The sequence below is a fragment of the Methylobacterium sp. AC315 genome (assembly GCF_979253755.1).
In genome coordinates this window covers 19,779-36,995 of the sequence record NZ_CEEDEA010000002.1, presented here as the reverse complement: position 1 = coordinate 36,995, position 17,217 = coordinate 19,779, and the positions used below count along the sequence as shown (strand labels likewise).

The window sequence follows — 17,217 nt, the reverse complement described above, 5'->3', positions numbered from 1 at the left end:
CCCCGTTGATTCGTCGGGTGCGACTCACACCCATCCGGGCCCCGCGCGCAATGCCGCGGCGCCCGCCCGCTGCCTATTCGGCCGCGATCCGCGGCGGCAGCGCCCGGCCGTCATTGGCCGGATGCCGCGCCTCGTCGTAGCCCGGCTCGTCCTGCGGGTCGTCCCGCTCGCCGACGAAGCGGCCGAACAGCCGCCCGAGCAGGCGCGAGAGGTCGTCCATCAGCACGAAGATCGCCGGCACGAACACCAGCGACAGCACGGTCGAGACGATCAGGCCGCCGATCACCGCCACCGCCATCGGGGCGCGGAACTCGCCGCCGATGCCGAACGCCATCGCGGAGGGCACCATGCCGGCGGCCATCGCGATGGTGGTCATCACGATCGGCCGGGCGCGCTTGCGGCCGGCATCGACGATCGCGGTGGTGCGGTCGACCCCGGTATGGATCTGCTCGACCGCGAAATCGACCAGCATGATCGCGTTCTTGGTCACCACGCCCATGAGCATCAGGATGCCGATCACCACCGGCATCGAGATCGGCATGTGGCAGATCAGCAGCGCCAGGATCGCGCCGCCGATGGAGAGCGGCAGCGAGAACAGGATGGTGAGCGGCTGCAGGAAGTTGCCGAACAGCAGGATCAGCACGCCGAACACCATCATCAGGCCGGCGCCCATGGCCAGCGCGAAGCCCTCGAACACCTCGCCCATCACCTCGGCGTCGCCGGTCTGGCTGATCGTGACCCCGGGCGGCAGGTTCTTGGCGGTGGGCAGGTTCATTACCTGCTTGATCAGCTCGGCCAGCGCGTCGGTGCCCTGCATGTCGCCCTCGATGGCCACGCGCACGGAGCGGTCGTAGCGGTCGATCCCGGTGGGGCCCTGGCCGAGGCTGATATCGGCCACCGTCGCCAGCGGGACGGCGGCGCCGCCCTTCACCGGAACCTTCAGGGTCTCGAGCTCGGACAGCCGGCCGCGCAGGCTCTCCGGCAGCTGCACCCGGATCGGCACCTGCCTGTCGGTGGCGTTGAACTTGGCGAGGTTCATGCCGATGTCGCCGATCGTCCCGACCCGGACGGTCTCCGCGATGGTGTCGGTGGAGACGCCGAGATCGGCCGCGACGCCGGCCTTCGGGCGGATGCGGATCTCGGTCCGGTCCAGTGGGGCCGTCGACATCACGTTGACGAGGTGCGGGATCTGGGCCGCCTCGCGCTGGAGCTTGGCCGCGACATCGGCCACCACGGCCTTGTCGGGCCCGGCGATGATCAGCGCCATGTCCCGCTGGCCGCTCTCGCGCAGGGCCCAGAACCGGATGTCGGGCTCCTCGCGCAGGATCGCGGCGATCTCCGCGTCGACCTGCTTCTGCGTGCGGTGCCGGGTGTTCTTCGGCGTGAGGTTGATGGTCAGCGTCGCGAGCCGGACCTCTTTCTTGCCGGGCAATTGCCGGCCGCCGTCCACGAACACGCTCTTCACCTCGGGCAGCGCCCGGATCTTCTGCTCGATCGCGTCGCTGAGCTTCACCGTGTCGGGCAGCCGGGCGCCCGGGGGCAGTTCCAGCACGAACAGCGTGCGCGCCTGGTCCTCCGCGGGCAGGAAGCCCGCCGGCAGCAGGCCCGTCGAGGCGATCGAGCCGGCAAAGCACGCGATGCCGAGGATCAGCGTGATGAACTTGTGCCGCACCGACCAGGCCACCAGTCGGGTGTAGCCACGCATCACGATCCCGTCCGTCGTGTGGTCGGGGCCGTGGTCGCGCAGGAAGTAGGCGGCGAGCAGCGGCGTGATCAGCCGCGCCACCAGCAGCGACATGAACACGGCGGCCGCGATGGTCAGGCCGAACTGCTTGAAATACTGGCCCGCGATGCCGCCCATGAACGAGACCGGCGAGAAGATCGCGATGATCGTCGCCGTGATCGCGATGACCGCCAGCCCGATTTCGTCGGCGGCCTCGAGCGAGGCGCGGTAGGGCGATTTCCCCATCCGCATGTGCCGGACGATGTTCTCGATCTCCACGATCGCGTCGTCCACCAGGATGCCGGTGACCAGCGTGATCGCCAGCAGGCTCACGGCGTTGAGCGAGAAGCCGAGCGTGCTCATCACCCAGAAGGTCGGCAGCACCGAGAGCGGCAGCGCCACCGCGGCGATCAGCGTGGCGCGCCAGTCGCGCAGGAACAGCAGCACCACGATGACCGCGAGCGCCGCGCCCTCGATCAGGCCCATCATGGCCGAGTGGTAGTTGCCGATGGTGTTGACGACGCTGGTGTCGATCAGGTCGAACCGCACGTCCGGGTTGCCCGCGTGGAGCGCCGCGATCTTCTTAGCGACCCCGACCGAGACGTCGGCGTCGCTGGCGCCGCTGGCCCGGGAGACCGCGAAGGCCACCACCGGCTCGCCGTTGAAGCGCGCGAAGGTGCGCGGCTCCTCGGCGGTGTCCGACAGGGTCGCCAGCTCGTCGAGCCGGACCTTGCGGTTGCCCGGCACCACGATCGAGGTCTTGGCCAGGGTGTCGAGGCTCGCCGAGGCCGCGAGCGCGCGGATCGACTGCTCCTGCCCGCCGACCTCGCCGCGCCCGCCCGCCATGTCGGCGGAGGTCAGGCGCAGCTGCCGGTTCACGTCCGCCGCGGTGATGCCGAGCGCCAGCAGCCGGTCGGGCTTCAGGGTGACGCGGATCTCCCGGGCGACGCCGCCCAGGCGCTCGACCCCGCCGACGCCCTTCACGCTCTGCAGGCCCCGGGCGACCACGTCGTCCACGAACCACGACAGGTCCTCGGGCGTCATCGCGGGCGCGGAGGCGCCGTAGATCATGATCGGAAGGCCGGCGATCTCGACCCGGGAGACGATCGGCTCGTCGATGGTCCGCGGCAGGTTCTGGCGGATCTTGCTGAGCGCGTCCTTGACGTCGTTGGTCGCGCGATCCTGGTTCACCTCCAGGCGGAACTCGATCGTCGTGGTCGAGATGCCCTCGGTGATGGTCGACAGGATGTGCTTGACGCCTTTCACCCCGGCGACGGAATCCTCGACCCACTTGGTGACCTGGGTCTGAAGCTCGGCCGGCGCTGCGCCGGACTGGGTGATCGTCACCGAGACGATCGGGATGTCGATGTTCGGGAACCGGGTGATCGGCAGGGCGCGGAAGCTGACCAGCCCTAAGATCATCAGGACCAGGAACAGCACCACCGAGGGCAGCGGCTTCCGGATCGCCCAGGCGGAGACGTTGAGGCGCATGTCTCTGGTCCTACCGCGGGGCCGCGTCGGCCATCGGGGCGCTCATGGGTGTGTTCGCGGGCGCGCTCATGGGTGTGCTCGCGGACGTGCTCCCTGACGTGCTCCCTGACGTGTTCTTGGACGCGGAGACCGCTCGCACCCGGTCGCCGTCGCGCAGGAAGCTGCCGGCCCGAGCCACGACGCTCTCGCCGGCCGCGACGCCCGACCGGATCTCGGTGAAGCCCTCGGACGTCAGGCCGGAGGTGACCGCGCGCGCCTCGACCCGCCCGTCCTTGGCGACCAGCACGCTGGCGCTGCCGTCCGCCGCGTAGAGCAGGCTGGAGACCGGGACCGCGAGACCCTCCCGGCGCGCCACCTCCACGTTGCCGCGGGCGAAGGCGCCGATGCGCAGGGCCGGATCGTCGGAGAGGCGGATGCGGACCTTGCCGAGCCGCGTCGCCCGGTCGACCTCCGGGTAGACCCGGCGGACCTTGCCGCGCAGCTGGCGGCCGTCGTCGAGATCGAGGCTCGCCGGATCGCCGACCTTGATGCGGGCGAGCGAGGTCTCGGGCACCTCGCCCTCCAGCTCGATCTCGCCGCGGGCGATGAGGCGGAACAGCGGCTCCCCGGCCGCCGTGACCGAAGCGCCGACCCGGGCGGTGCGGCGGTTGACGATGCCGGCCTCGGGGGCGCGGATGTCGGTGCGGGCGCGGCGCAGGGCGATTTCGGATCCGGCCGCCCGCGCGGTGGCGAGGTCGGCCTGGGCCGATTGCAGGCCACCCTTGGCGGCGGCCAGGCGGCCCACGGCCCCCTGCGCGGCCGAGACGCGCTGCTCCAGAACGGCCGCGGTGGCATTGCCGGTCTTGGCCAGCGACTGGGCGCGCTCCAGCGCCTGCTTGGCCTCGACGTTGGCGGCCTCGGCCTGGACGATCTGGCTCTGGGCCTGGACGATGGCCGCCTCGGCCCGGGCGACCGCGGCGACGTTCGAAGCCTCCTGGGTGACGATCATCTCCTGGGACAGCCGCGCGAGCACCTGGCCCTTGGTGACGCGATCCCCTTCCTCCACCAGCAATTCGGTGATGCGCAGGCCCTCGACCTCCGGGGCGACCAGGATCTCGTCCCGGGGGACCAGCGTTCCGGTGACGACGGCGCGCTCCACGATCTCGCGGCGCTGGGCCGGGACGACCGTGACCGCGGGGGCGATGGCGGAGACGTCGGGGACCGCGGCCGTCTCGACGGCGCGGGCCGGCAATGCTGCCAGGATCAGGAGCCCGCACAGGACGCTGAGGCGGTACGTGCGCCCGGACATGATCGGCAAAACGGAAGCCTCGCTGGCGGGGTTGTACGGGTGTTGCCCCTCCGTCGCTGCGCAGATCGGCGTTTTCATGGCGCGGGCACTCTCTATCGAGCCAGCATAGCGGCTTCGTACAAGTCCGTCCCCGGAGCCCGGAGCCGCAGGTGGGGTGTAGATGAAAACAGCGGTGTTTGACCGCCTCCGACCTGCAACCGTCGCCGGACTCGGCCGTTATTCGTGAAATGGTCTTGGTGAGACCGGGGAGGATTCGATGAGCATCTTTCAGATCAAGCAGACGAAGAGCGGCGCCGTCGTCTGGACCGGTGCGGCCGATGACGCGCAGACGGCACTCGACGCCATGGCCCGCGAGGCCGGATACCGCGACTTCTCGGCCCTCCCGGAGACGATCCGCGACACCGGACTCGAGGCCGCGAAGCTGGACCTGATTTCTTAAGACAGTCTTCACCATCGCGAAGCGAGCGACCGGCGCGCGTCCTCAGTGACGGGCGCCTTTTTTCTGTCCGCTCGGCGCGCATCCTTCCCGGTTGTGACAGGCGCTGGCCCCGCGCCCTCCGATCACCCCGTCATTCGGAGGGCGCAGCGGAGCCCGGCATTCAGAACCGCAGGTCGCCCAGGCTCTCGCGCCGTCGGCCGCTCTGGTTTCCGGTCAGGCGCGCCCGGTCTGCCGGATCAGCGCCTCGATCGTGGCCGCGCAATCCTGGATCGCGCTCGGCCGGTACAGGCCGCCGATGATCGATGGGTCGAGGGCGAGGCCGGCGCGGATGAGGCCGGGCCACGCCTCGGCGGACGGCCAGCCACAGTGGACGATGGCGGCGCCGAGCATCTGCAGCGCCTCGGCCTTCTCGGTCTGCTCGCCGTAGGCGCGCTCCTCCGGCAGGCAGAGGAAGCGCTTGGCCTGTCCGGCGGCCAGCGCCACCAGCCCGTCGCCGCCGCCCCCGACCAGCAGGGCCGCCCGGGCGACCCGGGCCTCGACGTCGCCGACCCAGCCGTGCAGGTGCAGGTTGCTCGGGAGGTCGCCGGATCCCGTGACGGGGCCGAGAACGTGCCAGGGCCGGTCGGGGACGGCACGGGCCGCCGCGGCGAGGTCCGCCAGGTCGCCCCCCGCGCCGCCGCGGCCGAACACCACCAAGATGTCGTCGCCCGCCTCCGCGGCCGCCTGCGCGGGCGCTGCCAGGAACCCGGCATAGTGCGTCTTGGCGCGGACCCAGTCCGGCACGCCGGCCCCGTCCAGGGCCTCTGGGAAGGGGGCGAGCAGGCGCGTGGCGCTGCGGAAGGCTTCCAGGTGCGGCCGGTCGGTTCGGGTGCCGGCGAGGCGCACCACCAGGGTCGGCACCGACAGAAGGCGCGCCAGCAGGGCGACCTCGACCGAGACGTCGACCACGATCAGGGCCGGGTCGGTCCTGGCGGCCCAGTCTGCGATGCGGGCCATCCGGGTCCGCACGCCGGGATGGTTCAGGGGTGCGTAGTGGAACGCTTCCGGCCGCCCGGCCTCGCCGTCCCGCCCGTCGAAGTCCGAGCCACTCAAATCCGAGTCGCCCAATTCCGAGCCGCCGATATCCGGGCGGCCAAGCGGGCGGTCGTCGGGCAGGTCGAGCACGTCGAGGCCCGGTCTCGCGATCGCGCCCGCGTCGAACGCGGCGAGGGTACCGATCAGCGTGCAGGGCCGCGGCAGGGCGGCCGCGACCGCGCGGGCGCGCTGGAGATGCCCGGCCCCCTGATGATGGACATACCAGCCGATCCCGCTCGTCACGCGGCGTCCCGCAGCGACAGGGCGAGGGCGTCGAGGTCGGCGAGGGCCCGGTCGAGGGGGCATGTCCGGGCCGGTGGCGAACGCGATTCGAGGATGGGGTCGGCCCGCTCCACGAAGGCGATGTCGTTGGGACAATCGCCCAGGGCGGCCAGCTCCGCAGCGCCGAGCCCGAGCCGCGCGCAGGCCTCCGCCCGGGCCGGTCCGGCGAGGTGGAACGCCCGCCGCAGGGCGGCCCGGCGCAGGACCAGGGCCCGCCAATGGGCGGCCTCCGGCAGCAGATACGGCTCTCCGTCGAGGACGCGGGCGCGGCGCGCCATCTCGGTGGCCATGCCGCCTGAGACCCGGCCGGTGTGGCGGGACGAGACCATCACGCGCACGTCCGGGCAGTGGCGCAGCCGGGCGCCGCGCGCCCGCAGCAGCCCGACGAGGGCGTTATCCTCCCCGCAGGGCAGGGGCGGCAGGCCGCCGACCGCCCGATACAGCGCCACCGGGACGGCGAGGCTGGCACCGGTATGGTCGCCGTGGCGCGGCGCCGGGTCATGCGGCGGCGGATCGAGGAGGTCTTCCAGGCGCCGGACGCCCGCCCAGTAGCGCTCGATCCGGGCGTGCAACTCGGCAAGCCGCGGGTCGGCGGCGCCGTCGTCGTCGATCACCAGGCGGCCGCCGACCACGTCCGAGCCGCGCAGGGCCGCCACGTTCGCCGCCACCCAGTCGGCCGGCAGGCGCGCGTCGGCGTCGGTGGTGAGCAGGATCCCGTCCGGGCCGGTCTCGGCGTCGAGCCAGTCGGCCCCGGCATCCAGCGCCATGCGTCGGGCGGTGCCGACATGGGCTTGCGGGCCTTGCAGCGCCACGTCGATCACCCGCAGCGTCAGCCCCGCGAGCGCGCCGGATCCTTCCAGGGCCCGGATCGCCGCCACCGTGCCGTCGGTGCAGTTGTTGGCGAGAACCACCACCCGCAGCGGCGCGCGGTCGGAAAAGCCCTCTTGCCGGGCCAGGGAGGCGAGCAGGCGCGGCAGCCGCTCCGCCTCGTTGCGGGCGGGGATGCACACGACGCAGGGCCTGGCGATCGGGGTGGCGGTTGCGCGGGTCATGATAGCTAGTCTTCCCAACCTCATCCGCGCGCTAGACGCAGTGTTTCTGCCGTCCCCGGCACGCGTATGGGCGTCACGGGTCTGTGGCGCCGGCCGAGGCGCGGGTCGGCTCTCCCGTCCGGGCTCTGATGCTGACCCATCTGGTCTTGGATCGCCTCCGGCTGGACAGGAGATCCACGCCAGACCTGATCCCCGCCCTTCCTCCCCCCTTTGCGGGGGAGGGTGGCCCCTGCGTCAGCAGGGGTCGGGAGAGGGGAGCGACGCTTCCGAAAAGGTCGCGGACGCCTGATCCATCCTGCATCGTCGCGCTGCCCCAATCCCGACCCGGCCTGACGGCCGGCCCACCCTCCCCCACAGAGGGGGGAGGGAGAGCGCGGCGGGCGATGGCGCCTACATCCGGAAGACGGCGTGTGAACATCCCGGCCCGCTTTGCCAGGCAGGCCCCCGCCGGTCTCGGTTACGCCCGCCCGCCGGCCACCCGCAGCGTCGGCTGCGCTCGCTCGGCGCAGCGCGCCATCACGGCATCGTAGCTCTCGAGATAGCGCTCGGTCATGGCGGCGGCGTCGTAGAGGGCCTCGGCCCGGTCGCGGCAGGCCCGGCGCGACAGGCCGGCCGCATCGCGGATCGCCACGGCGAGGTCCTGTGAATCGTCCGGCCGGGCGAGGCAGCCGCACTGGGCGTCGAGGATGTCGGGCATGGCGCCCCGGCGGAAGGCGGCCACCGGCGTGCCGCAGGCGAGCGCCTCGGCGACCACGAGGCCGAACGGCTCCTCCCAGCGCGGCGACACGATCGCCACCCGGGCGCGGCCGAGATGGTGCGCGAGGTCCCGGTGCGAGAGGTGCCCGAGATGGGTCAGGTCCGGCCCGAGCCGCGGGGCGATCTCGGCCGCCCAGTAGCCGGGATTGAGCTTGGGGCCCGCGAAGGTCAGCGGCAGCCCGGCCGCCCGGGCGGCGTCGATGGCCAGGTGCAGCCCCTTCTCGGGCACGATCCGGCCCGACCAGAACGCGAAGGGCGGAGCGTCGGGAGTCTCGGAATACGCGAAGGTCGAGAGGTCGACGCCGTTGTCGACCACCTGCGCGCCGGGCACGAGCGATTGCCATTCCTGGGCGAGCGACGGCGACACGGCCAGGAAGGCCATGTCGGGGTCGGCCTGCACCACCCCGGCGACCAGGGCGTCGAAGGGCGGCGTGTGCAGCACCGTGACCCAGGGCAGCCCGAGCCGGGCGCTCATCTGCAGGGGCAGGGCGTGCAGCGCGTTGTTGTGCACGATATCGAACCCGCCGGCCGCGACCAGCTCCATCATCCGCCGGTAGGCGTCGTACTCGGCCTCGTCGATCGCCTCCTCGCGGTCCGGATCCGCCAGGGCGTCGCCGGTCGGGTCGCACAGCATCACCGGATCGAGCGCCGGGTCCGAGCCGCGGCTGGCGAACAGCGTCACGTCGTGTCCGTGCCGCTTCAGCGCGACGGTGAGAAGATGCGTGTGCATCTCCAGTCCGCCGGCGTAGGGCTGGCCAATCGGGTACTTCAGATGTGCCAGGACAGCGATCTTCACGCGCGCACCGAATCCGGTTGTGTGGGGATCTTTGCCGGCCGCAGCGGAGCGAGAGGAAAATCGTCCGCAACCAGCCTGGCGGGTATCATGCCCATCGTTTCTTCATCAAGCGTTGCGTCATCGGCGCCGGGAGCGACGACGGACGCGGCGCGTTCCCACATCCGTAAGGGCTGCGTTCTGAACCGATGATGATCGAGACGACGGGTCGACCATTCAGCCGGGTGCGCCACCCCGCCTGGGTCCGCCTGACCCACTGGACCGGCGCCGCCGCGACCTTGGCGCTGATGGTCAGCGGCACCGCGATCCTTTTGGCCCTGCCGAAGCTGTTCTGGGGCGAGACCGGGGCCAACGACGCGCCGGCCTGGATCACCCTGCCGCTGCCGGTGAACCTCGAGCAGACCGGCTGGGCGCGCAACCTGCACTTCCTGGCCGCCTGGATTTTCGTCCTCAACGGGGCCGCCTACCTGGCCCTGGCGCTGCTGCGCGGTCACCTGCGCCGGCGCCTGCTGCCGGAGCCGGCCGAGATCCGGCCGCGGGCGCTCGCGGGCGAGATCCGGTCGCACCTGCGCCTGCGCGCCGGGGCGCCGCAGACCGGCCGCTACAACGCGCTCCAGAAGCTCGCCTACCTCGCCGTCCTGCTGGTGCTGGCGCCGCTGATGCTGCTCACCGGCCTGACCATGTCCCCGGGCGTCACCGCGGCCTGGCCCGAGCTGTTCGCGCTGTTCGGCGGCCGGCAGTCGGCGCGGACGATCCACTTCCTGGCGGCCTTCGCGATGGTCGCGTTCCTGGCCATCCACATCTGGCAGGTGCTGGCGAACCGGCCTCTGGACCTCATGCGCGGCATGATCGCCGGGCGTGCGGGCAACGCGGAGGAGAACCCATGAGCGCGCTGACCCGTCGCCGCCTGATCGTCGGGACCGCCGGCATCGGCGCGGCCGGCCTCGTCGGCGGCTGCGAGCCCGGCACTCCGAAGGTGCGCCCGAACCCCTACGGCCTGAGCGACTGGCTGACCTTCGCCGGGCAGCGCCTGCTGCTGGCGCGCCAGCCGCTCGCCCGGGAGTTCGGCCCCGAGGCGATCTCGGCGGTGTTCCCGACCATCAACACCACCGACCCGGACGACCCGGCCTATCGCCGCTCGAAGGCGCAGGGCTTCTCGGACTGGCGCCTGCCGGTCACGGGCCTCGTCGCGCGGCCGGGCGCGTTCTCCCTGGCCGAGCTGAAGGCGATGCCGGTGCGCACGCAGATCACGCTGCATTCCTGCGAGCAGGGCTGGTCGGCGATCGGCCAGTGGACCGGCGTCCCGCTCGCGCAGGTGCTCGCCGCCGCCGGGATGCGCCCCGAGGCGCGCTACGTGGTGATGCGCAGCGTCGACGGCTGGTGGGACAGCTACGACCTGTTCGACGCCCTGCACCCGCAGACGATCCTGGCCTACGGCATGAACGGCGCCGACCTGCCGGTGGCCCACGGGGCCCCGGTTCGCCTCCGGGTCGAGCGCCAGCTCGGCTACAAGTCCTTGAAATACCTCACCAGCATCGAGGCTGTGGACCGCGTCGACGGCATCGGCCACGGGCGCGGCAGCATGGTCGCGGGCCTCGGGTTCAGCTGGTACGCTGGCATCTGAGCCGTCCGTCGCGTGGCGGGCAAGGGGACGGGGGCCTGGCGGCGATGGATCTCACGATCGGTCTGAGCACGTTCGCGCTCGGCGCGGCGGCGCTGGCGGTGGTCACGCTGGCGGCCGGCGTGAAGATGATCCCGCAGGGCCACGTCTTCACGGTCGAGCGGTTCGGCCGCTACAGCCGCACCCTGGAATCCGGCCTCGGCCTGATCATCCCGTTCGTCGAGCGCGTCGGCCGGCGGGTGAACGTGATGGAGCAGGTGGTCGACGTCCCGAGCCAGCAGGCCTTCACCCGCGACAATGCCGGCGTCACGATCGACGCGGTGGTGTTCTACCAGGTGCTCGACGCGGCCCGGGCCTCCTACGAGGTCTCGAACCTCGACCTCGCCATGACCACCCTGACCATGACCAACATCCGCACCGTGGTCGGCTCGATGGATCTCGACCAGTTGCTCGCCCACCGGGACGAGATCAACGAGCGCCTGCTGCGGGTGCTGGACGCGGCGGCCGCGCCCTGGGGCGTCAAGATCAACCGCATCGAGATCAAGGACATCGTGCCGCCGGCCGACCTCGCCGGCGCCATGGCCCGGCAGATGAAGGCCGAGCGCGAGAAGCGCGCCTCGATCCTGGAGGCGGAGGGGCAGCGCGCCGCCGAGATCCTGCGGGCCGAGGGGCGCAAGCAATCGGCGATCCTGGAGGCGGAAGGCCGCCGCGAGGCCGCGTTCCGCGACGCCGAGGCGCGCGAGCGCTCCGCCGAGGCCGAGGCGGCGGCGACCGGGATGCTCAGCCGGGCGATCGCCGAGGGCGACATCGCGGCGGCGAACTTTCTGGTGGCGGAGAAATACGTGGACGCGGTGCGGGCGCTGGCCACCGCGCCGAACCAGCGCGTGGTCGTGGTGCCGATCGAGGCGGCGGCGCTCGCGGGCACGTTGGGCGGCATCGGCGAGCTCACCCGCGCGGTCTTCGGCGAGGCTGCTGCCCCGCCCCGGCGCGCCGGCTCGCCGCCCAACGTGTCGGCCCCGCGGGCCGGAACCCCATGACCGACGGCTTCGGGATCCTGGCAGCCCTCGGGCCGGCCTGGAGCTGGGTGATCGGCGGCCTCGTCCTAGCGGGCGCCGAGATCGTGGCGCCGGGGGTATTCCTGATCTGGTTCGGCCTCGCCGCCGTGGCGACCGGCCTCGCCACGGCGCTGATCCCGATGCCTTGGCAGGGCCAGACCCTGCTGTTCGCGGCCACGGCCGTCCTTCTGGTCGGCCTCGCCACGCGCCTGCACCGCCGCACGGGCCCCGGCGACGCCCTCAACCGCGCCGACCGCGGCCTGATCGGCCGCGAGGGCGTGCTCGCCGAGCCGATCCTCCAGGGCGCCGGCCGCATCCGCTTCGACGACACGCTGTGGCGGATCGAGGGACCGGATCTACCGGCGGGCGCACGGGTACGGGTGGCCGGGCTGTCCGGGACGGTGCTGCGGGTCGAGGCGGCTTGAGGGACGCGTAGGGCAGTACCCCGCGTTTGCGGGTGGCGGAAGCGAACGCCGTCCCGCGCTCCGGGCGCATCGCATCGCTATCGCGGCCGCCCGACGCATGGCGCAGGTCCCGGGAGAGCACCCGGACGATTGGTGCGGCCAGGACGTTCCGGCTCCGGACGGCGCCGCGCACGTCCCGCCTCGGCTTGCGGGCACGCGTTGCGGAGCGTGGGCCGGCTCCAGGGACGGAGCGGCAGGGTCGGCCGCCATGCCTGACCACGCGTGAAAGCCGACGTGATCGCGCTGCGACACGGCCGCGCCGGTCAGATCAGGTCAAACCCGCTCCACCGAACGCGCACACCAAACATCCGCCAGTCCTTCGGTCGCGGCTCTAAACGCGCTGTTAACCTTAATCAGTGATTGGCCAATGATTAATGGCGTCGCGTGGCTTGTACCTGTCGCCACGCAAGGATGGCAAACTATGCGGCTGATCGTCGGCACATTGATCGTCTTTGCCTGCGTCTTCGGCAGCTACGCGGCGATGGGTGGCCACCTGCTCGTCCTGTGGCAGCCGTTCGAATTCGTCATCATTCTCGGTGCCGCGATCGGCGCCTTCGTCATCGGCAATACCGGGCCGGTGCTCAAGGCCGTGCCCGCCATGCTGGGTACGCTCGTGAAGGGGCCGAAATACACGCAGAAGAGCTATGTTGAGCTGCTGGGGATGCAGTACTCGTTGTTCAAGCTTGCGAAGTCGAAGGGCGCGATGGCGCTCGAGCCGCACATCGAGGATCCGGGCGAGTCGACGCTGTTCAACGCCTTCCCGACCTTTGCCGCGAACCATCACGCTGTCGAGTTCGTCTGCGACTACATGCGGATGGTGACGCTGGGCGCCAACAACGTCTATGAGATCGACGCGCTGATGGATGAGGAACTGCAGACGCACCACCAGGAGCAGGAGCGTGTCGTCTCGGCCATGCAGGCGCTCGCCGACGGGACCCCGGCGCTCGGCATCGTCGCCGCCGTGCTGGGCGTCATCAAGACGATGGGGGCGATCAAGGAGCCGCCGGAGGTGCTGGGCCATCTGATCGGCGGGGCGCTGGTCGGCACCTTCTTCGGCGTCTTCGTCGCCTATGGCTTCTTCGGGCCCATGGCGCAGTCGCTCAAGAGCCTCTTCGAGGCGGAGTCCAAATACTACCTGTCCCTCAAGGCGGGTCTGCTCGCCCATATCGGCGGCCAGCCCCCGGTGATGGCGGTGGAATTCGCCCGCAAGTCTCTGATGAGCGACGTCCGCCCGACCTTCAACGAAGTGGAAGCGGCAACCGCCGCTCTGCCCGCTCAGATCTGACCCAACCGCCAGCAGGGACCCGATGACCACGATCATCATCAAGAAGGTCAAGAAGGCCGGTCATGCGCACCATGGCGGGGCCTGGAAGATCGCCTATGCGGACTTCGTGACCGCCATGATGGCGTTCTTCCTGCTGATGTGGCTGATCAGCATGACGACCCAGGAGCAGAAGAACGGGTTGGCGGAATACTTCGCGCCTTCGGCGTCGAGCCCCGCGACCAGTGGCGCGGGCGGAATGCTGTACGGCACCGCCCTCGACACGTCCGGCAACAAGGCGTCCACGCCCCGCGACGCAGCGAGGGGCTCGGTCGAGCGGGAGGATACGACGCGCGCGACCACTCCGGGCCGCGCCAGCGATCTCGATGCCAGCCGCCAGGCCGCCAGCGTGCAAGCCGATTACAGCGCCATCGCCAGCCTCCGGCAGGCGCTCCAGACGTTGCCCGACATCGCCGAGCTGTCGAAGAATATCGTGATCGAGCCGACCAAGGAGGGCGTGAACGTGTCCCTCGTGGACCAGGACGGCCGCTCCATGTTCCGCGAGGGCTCCGTCGAGCCCCACGAGCGCACCCGTCGCGTCCTGGAGACGCTCGCGCCCGCCCTGCGTCAGCTGCCCAACCGCCTGTCCGTCACCGGCCACACGTCCGCCACGCGCCCGGGCTCGGCGCGGGTCATCGAGCCCTGGAATCTCACCGCCGGGCGCGCGCTCGCGGTGCGCGAGATCCTGGCGGGGTCCGGGGTTCCCAACGACAACTTCACCTCCGTGGTGGGACGCGCCGACACCGAGCCGGTTTACCCCGACAATCCCTACCTCGCGCCGAACCGGCGGGTGACGATCACCCTGCTCCACGCGAACCCGCCGGTGCCCGCGAACCTGTTCCGCTGACGACGCGGCGCCTGGCCGCCCGGGGCCGTTCCGGATCGCGTTGCGATCGGGGACGGCTCCCAATGCTTGATGCGATGCGCGCGCTTCCGCCGAACAGGCATGAAGTTCGGCGGCGAGCGCTCTACCCGAACGCCCCGACCTCGTGCTGGATCATCCCCGAAATCTCCCGCACCTGGTCGAACAGGCGGCGGATCGGCTGGAACAGGTTGGCGTGCTCGGCCTCGTAGGTGCCGACATCCCGGGGGCCGGCGGGCTCGCCGAAGTTGAGGCCGAGCGTCGGGTCCGGGGTGATCGGGAAGATCGCGTCGAGCAGCGTCAGGCAACCGTCGATGTCGAGGCGCAGGACGCGTTCCAGCAGTTGCTCGCGGGAGATGCCGGCCTGCGGGCGGAAGCCCGGGATGTGCACCGCCAGGAACCAGATCCGGTGGATCAGCGCCAGCCGCAGGGCGTGCAGCAGGGTCAGGCGGGCCGACATGCCGGGCAGGTCCGGGGCGGCGGTGGTGAGCGCCAGCCAGTCGCGGGTCAGGCGGCCGAACAGGCCGCGCAGGGACGATGCGAGGTCAAGGCGCTCCAGGGCGCCGGCGATCACAACCAGCTCCTCCCGGCGGAAATCCTTCTGGGTGCGCCGGGCCCGCTCCAGCCAGACCGCCGGGTCGAGGGTGTCGATATAGGCGCGCAGCACGTCGAGGTCGCCCAAGGCGGCGGCGTGCTGGACCAGCCGGAATGCCCGCGAGAAGCGCACCGAATCCCGCCGCATGTCGCGGAACAGGTCGGGGCCGCGCTGGGCGGCCCGGCCGATCCCGTGGAGGGAATTGGCCAGAAAACCGAGCTGGTGCAGGATCGCGTTGTTGGGGATCGCCCGCATCTGGGTCGGATGGGTGATGCGCGCGGGCCCGCCGTTGTCGGTCTGGCGTGCCACCGGGCGTGAGCCCGTGCGGTCGATCAGGCTCGGGCCGAAGGTGCCGAGCAGGGCGGCGTAGCCCGGATCGTCGACCAGGGCCTCCATGTCCTGCCGGGCGGCGGTGAAGAATTCGAGGGCGAAGTCCGGCTCCGAGTAGATCGGGTCGTCCTTGGCGTCGCCCCCCGCCGCGGTGTCGTTCAGCGCGTAATCCGAGAAGCTGTCGTCCTCGGCGATGTCGAGGGCGTAGACGTGCTCGGCGATGCGGGCGACGCTCGCCTGGGCCAGCGCCTCGGTGCCGTAGAGCAGGTAGCCGTCGGTGCCCTGGAAGCTCGATTCGAGCCGCACCTTGAGGCCGGCCTTGCGGGCGCGGTCGCGGGCGTCCTCGGGGGCGAGATAGGCCAGGCGGTCGCGCAGAGAGGTCGGGTGGGCGCCCCGGCCGATCGATTCGCCGTGGGTGTCGAAGATCGTGAGTTCGACATCGGCCAGCCCGTTCTGGACCAGCATCTCGGTGATGCGCAGGCGCAGCCGCTCGATCCAGAAGGTGGCGGCGAGCTGGCCGACATAGCGGCCGGAATCCGAGTAGCCGAACTGCACCGTCAGCCGGCCGATCCGCTTGAGGTACTGCCGCCAGTGCGGGTTGCGCAGGGCGTCGTCGAGCACCCGGATGCCCTGCTCCAGGGCGCTCGCGGTCTCGAACAGGGGCGTGATCTCGAGCTTGTCGGCAATGCCGTAATGGCGGGCCAGCCACAGGGCGGCCAGCAGGGTGTAGCCGGTCTCGGTCTCGGCGATCAGGAAGCGCACCGGGTGGGTGCCGTCCACGTGCTTGAGGATCTGGGCGATGGTCATCATCAACCGGGCGGCCGAGGCCCGCTCGGCGGCCAGCGCGCCGAAATCCACCGCCACCGGGCGGACGTCGTTGAGCAGGCTGTGGATGGTCGCCAGATGCGAGCGGCGCTGGGCGGAATCGGTCGGCTCGCCCTCCAGGTCGATCACCCGGCGCACGGCGTTGTGGATCTGGCTGGCGTTCAGCCGGAAATGCGGCAGGGCGTTCGAGAGGCCGTGGGTGGCCACGCCCGAGCGCAGGATCGCGATCGCCCGCTTGTCGGCGGCGTCGGCGCCCTCGAGTGCGGCGGTGAGCCCGGCGACCAGGGCGCCGGCATCGGTCTGGGCGCGCTCGCGCTCGATGATCAGCGCGAGGGCGAACCGGTGCACCGCTTCGAGCGACGGCTTGTCGCCGAGCCGGGGGGCGACCGCGAGCTGGCGGTTGACCGCGGCGAGCGCCTCCGCGGCCAGCGCCCGGACCTCCCGGCAGGCGGCGGTGTCGGGCAGGTCGCGCATCACCCGGTCGAACTGCATGCGCTTGGAGATCAGCCGGTAGCGCAGGGTGTCCCACCAGCCGATGTCGGTGCGCCCGTCGGTGTCGCAGCCGACCCAGCTGGCGATGGCGAAGGGGCGGGGGGTCAGATCGGTCCAGCTTTCGGGCCAGCGGGTGCGGGCGGCGTCCAGCAGGGCACCGTTGAACGCGTCCAGGGCGAGCCGTCCGTTGTTGGCCGCCGCGCAGGCCTGCTCGAACTCGACGTCGAGGGTGATCGGCGCGTCCGGCCGGGTGGAGAGCGCGGCGGCGCGGGCAATCAGGTCGGCGCGGGCGGCCGCGTCGGGCAGGCTGGCGGCCTGTGCCAGCAGCGTCGCCACGGCGCGCGGCATGCCGAAGGTCGGATGCGCCGTGAACACCACCGCGAAGGCGATGCGGTGGATGAAGGCCGCGAAGGTCGAGACGCCGTCCGGTCCGCCGGGGGCGGCGGCGACCAGACGCGCGGGGATCGCGGCATCCGCGTCGGCCGGCCCGGCCTCGAGCCCGACATAGCCCCGCAGCCGCTCCGCCCGGGCCGCCAGGGCCGGGGCGCGCAGCCGCTCGAACAGGCCGTCGAGGTCGTCGGCCGCGATCTCGTTGCGGTCGAACCGGCGGGTGATCGCGAGCGTCACGGCCAGGACGGGGTTGCGGAACGGGTCCTCCCGGGCCTGCTCCCGGGCGCTCTCGATCAGGCCCAGGAGATGCCTCTCCAGCTCCTCCGGCTCGCGACTCGACTCGTGCTGCATGGATCGGTCCCGA

The 17,217-nt window shown here is 71.6% G+C and carries 13 protein-coding genes; 7 read left to right on the top strand and 6 right to left on the bottom strand.

Annotation, left to right across the window (positions count from 1 at the left end):
* Positions 1-73 precede the first annotated feature (73 nt).
* Together AC0IY0_RS02945 and AC0IY0_RS02940 are read right to left on the bottom strand one after the other, a co-directional pair.
* Complete coding sequence (locus AC0IY0_RS02945; protein WP_471763044.1) at positions 74-3,214, bottom strand: efflux RND transporter permease subunit; 3,141 nt, start codon at positions 3,212-3,214, stop codon at positions 74-76.
* A gap of 10 nt (positions 3,215-3,224) precedes the next feature.
* Positions 3,225-4,502 (bottom strand): efflux RND transporter periplasmic adaptor subunit, encoded by a 1,278-nt coding sequence (locus AC0IY0_RS02940; RefSeq protein ID WP_471763043.1) that lies wholly within the window; start codon positions 4,500-4,502, stop codon positions 3,225-3,227.
* A 256-nt stretch (positions 4,503-4,758) separates the two neighbouring features.
* Here AC0IY0_RS02940 and AC0IY0_RS02935 point away from each other — a divergent pair, with 256 nt between their 5' ends.
* Entirely contained in the window at positions 4,759-4,941 is a 183-nt protein-coding gene (locus AC0IY0_RS02935; protein ID WP_147909714.1) for a hypothetical protein, read from the top strand.
* Between the two features lie 213 nt (positions 4,942-5,154).
* Here AC0IY0_RS02935 and AC0IY0_RS02930 read toward each other — a convergent pair whose 3' ends face one another.
* From AC0IY0_RS02930 to AC0IY0_RS02920, 3 genes are all read right to left on the bottom strand, one after another.
* Positions 5,155-6,258, bottom strand: coding sequence for a glycosyltransferase (locus AC0IY0_RS02930; RefSeq protein WP_471763042.1), 1,104 nt, complete (start codon positions 6,256-6,258; stop codon positions 5,155-5,157).
* On the bottom strand, positions 6,255-7,349 hold the full coding sequence (locus AC0IY0_RS02925; RefSeq protein WP_471763040.1) for a glycosyltransferase family 2 protein: 1,095 nt from the start codon (positions 7,347-7,349) through the stop codon (positions 6,255-6,257). Before AC0IY0_RS02925 ends, AC0IY0_RS02930 begins: the two co-directional genes overlap by 4 nt.
* Before the next feature lie 457 nt (positions 7,350-7,806).
* On the bottom strand, positions 7,807-8,901 hold the full coding sequence (locus AC0IY0_RS02920; RefSeq protein ID WP_147909717.1) for a glycosyltransferase family 4 protein: 1,095 nt from the start codon (positions 8,899-8,901) through the stop codon (positions 7,807-7,809).
* Positions 8,902-9,086: 185 nt separating this feature from the next.
* Here AC0IY0_RS02920 and AC0IY0_RS02915 point away from each other — a divergent pair, with 185 nt between their 5' ends.
* From AC0IY0_RS02915 to AC0IY0_RS02890, 6 genes are all read left to right on the top strand, one after another.
* Positions 9,087-9,785, top strand: a complete 699-nt coding sequence (locus tag AC0IY0_RS02915; protein WP_147938905.1) for a cytochrome b/b6 domain-containing protein — start codon at positions 9,087-9,089, stop codon at positions 9,783-9,785.
* Positions 9,782-10,522, top strand: a complete 741-nt coding sequence (locus AC0IY0_RS02910; RefSeq protein WP_471763038.1) for a molybdopterin-dependent oxidoreductase — start codon at positions 9,782-9,784, stop codon at positions 10,520-10,522. Before AC0IY0_RS02915 ends, AC0IY0_RS02910 begins: the two co-directional genes overlap by 4 nt.
* 44 nt (positions 10,523-10,566) lie before the next feature.
* On the top strand, positions 10,567-11,556 hold the full coding sequence (locus AC0IY0_RS02905; RefSeq protein WP_147909720.1) for an SPFH domain-containing protein: 990 nt from the start codon (positions 10,567-10,569) through the stop codon (positions 11,554-11,556).
* A complete protein-coding gene (locus tag AC0IY0_RS02900; protein ID WP_419829201.1) occupies positions 11,553-11,999 on the top strand; it encodes an NfeD family protein in 447 nt (148 codons plus the stop codon). Before AC0IY0_RS02905 ends, AC0IY0_RS02900 begins: the two co-directional genes overlap by 4 nt.
* Positions 12,000-12,459: 460 nt before the next feature.
* Complete coding sequence (gene motA / locus AC0IY0_RS02895; protein WP_147909722.1) at positions 12,460-13,323, top strand: flagellar motor stator protein MotA; 864 nt, start codon at positions 12,460-12,462, stop codon at positions 13,321-13,323.
* Between the two features lie 22 nt (positions 13,324-13,345).
* A complete protein-coding gene (locus AC0IY0_RS02890) occupies positions 13,346-14,206 on the top strand; it encodes a flagellar motor protein MotB (RefSeq protein WP_147909723.1) in 861 nt (286 codons plus the stop codon).
* 121 nt (positions 14,207-14,327) lie between these two features.
* Here the strand turns inward: AC0IY0_RS02890 and AC0IY0_RS02885 are convergent, their stop codons facing one another.
* Positions 14,328-17,204: a phosphoenolpyruvate carboxylase gene (locus AC0IY0_RS02885; protein WP_471763037.1), complete on the bottom strand. Its 2,877-nt coding sequence runs from the start codon at positions 17,202-17,204 to the stop codon at positions 14,328-14,330.
* Between the last annotated feature and the right edge of the window lie 13 nt (positions 17,205-17,217).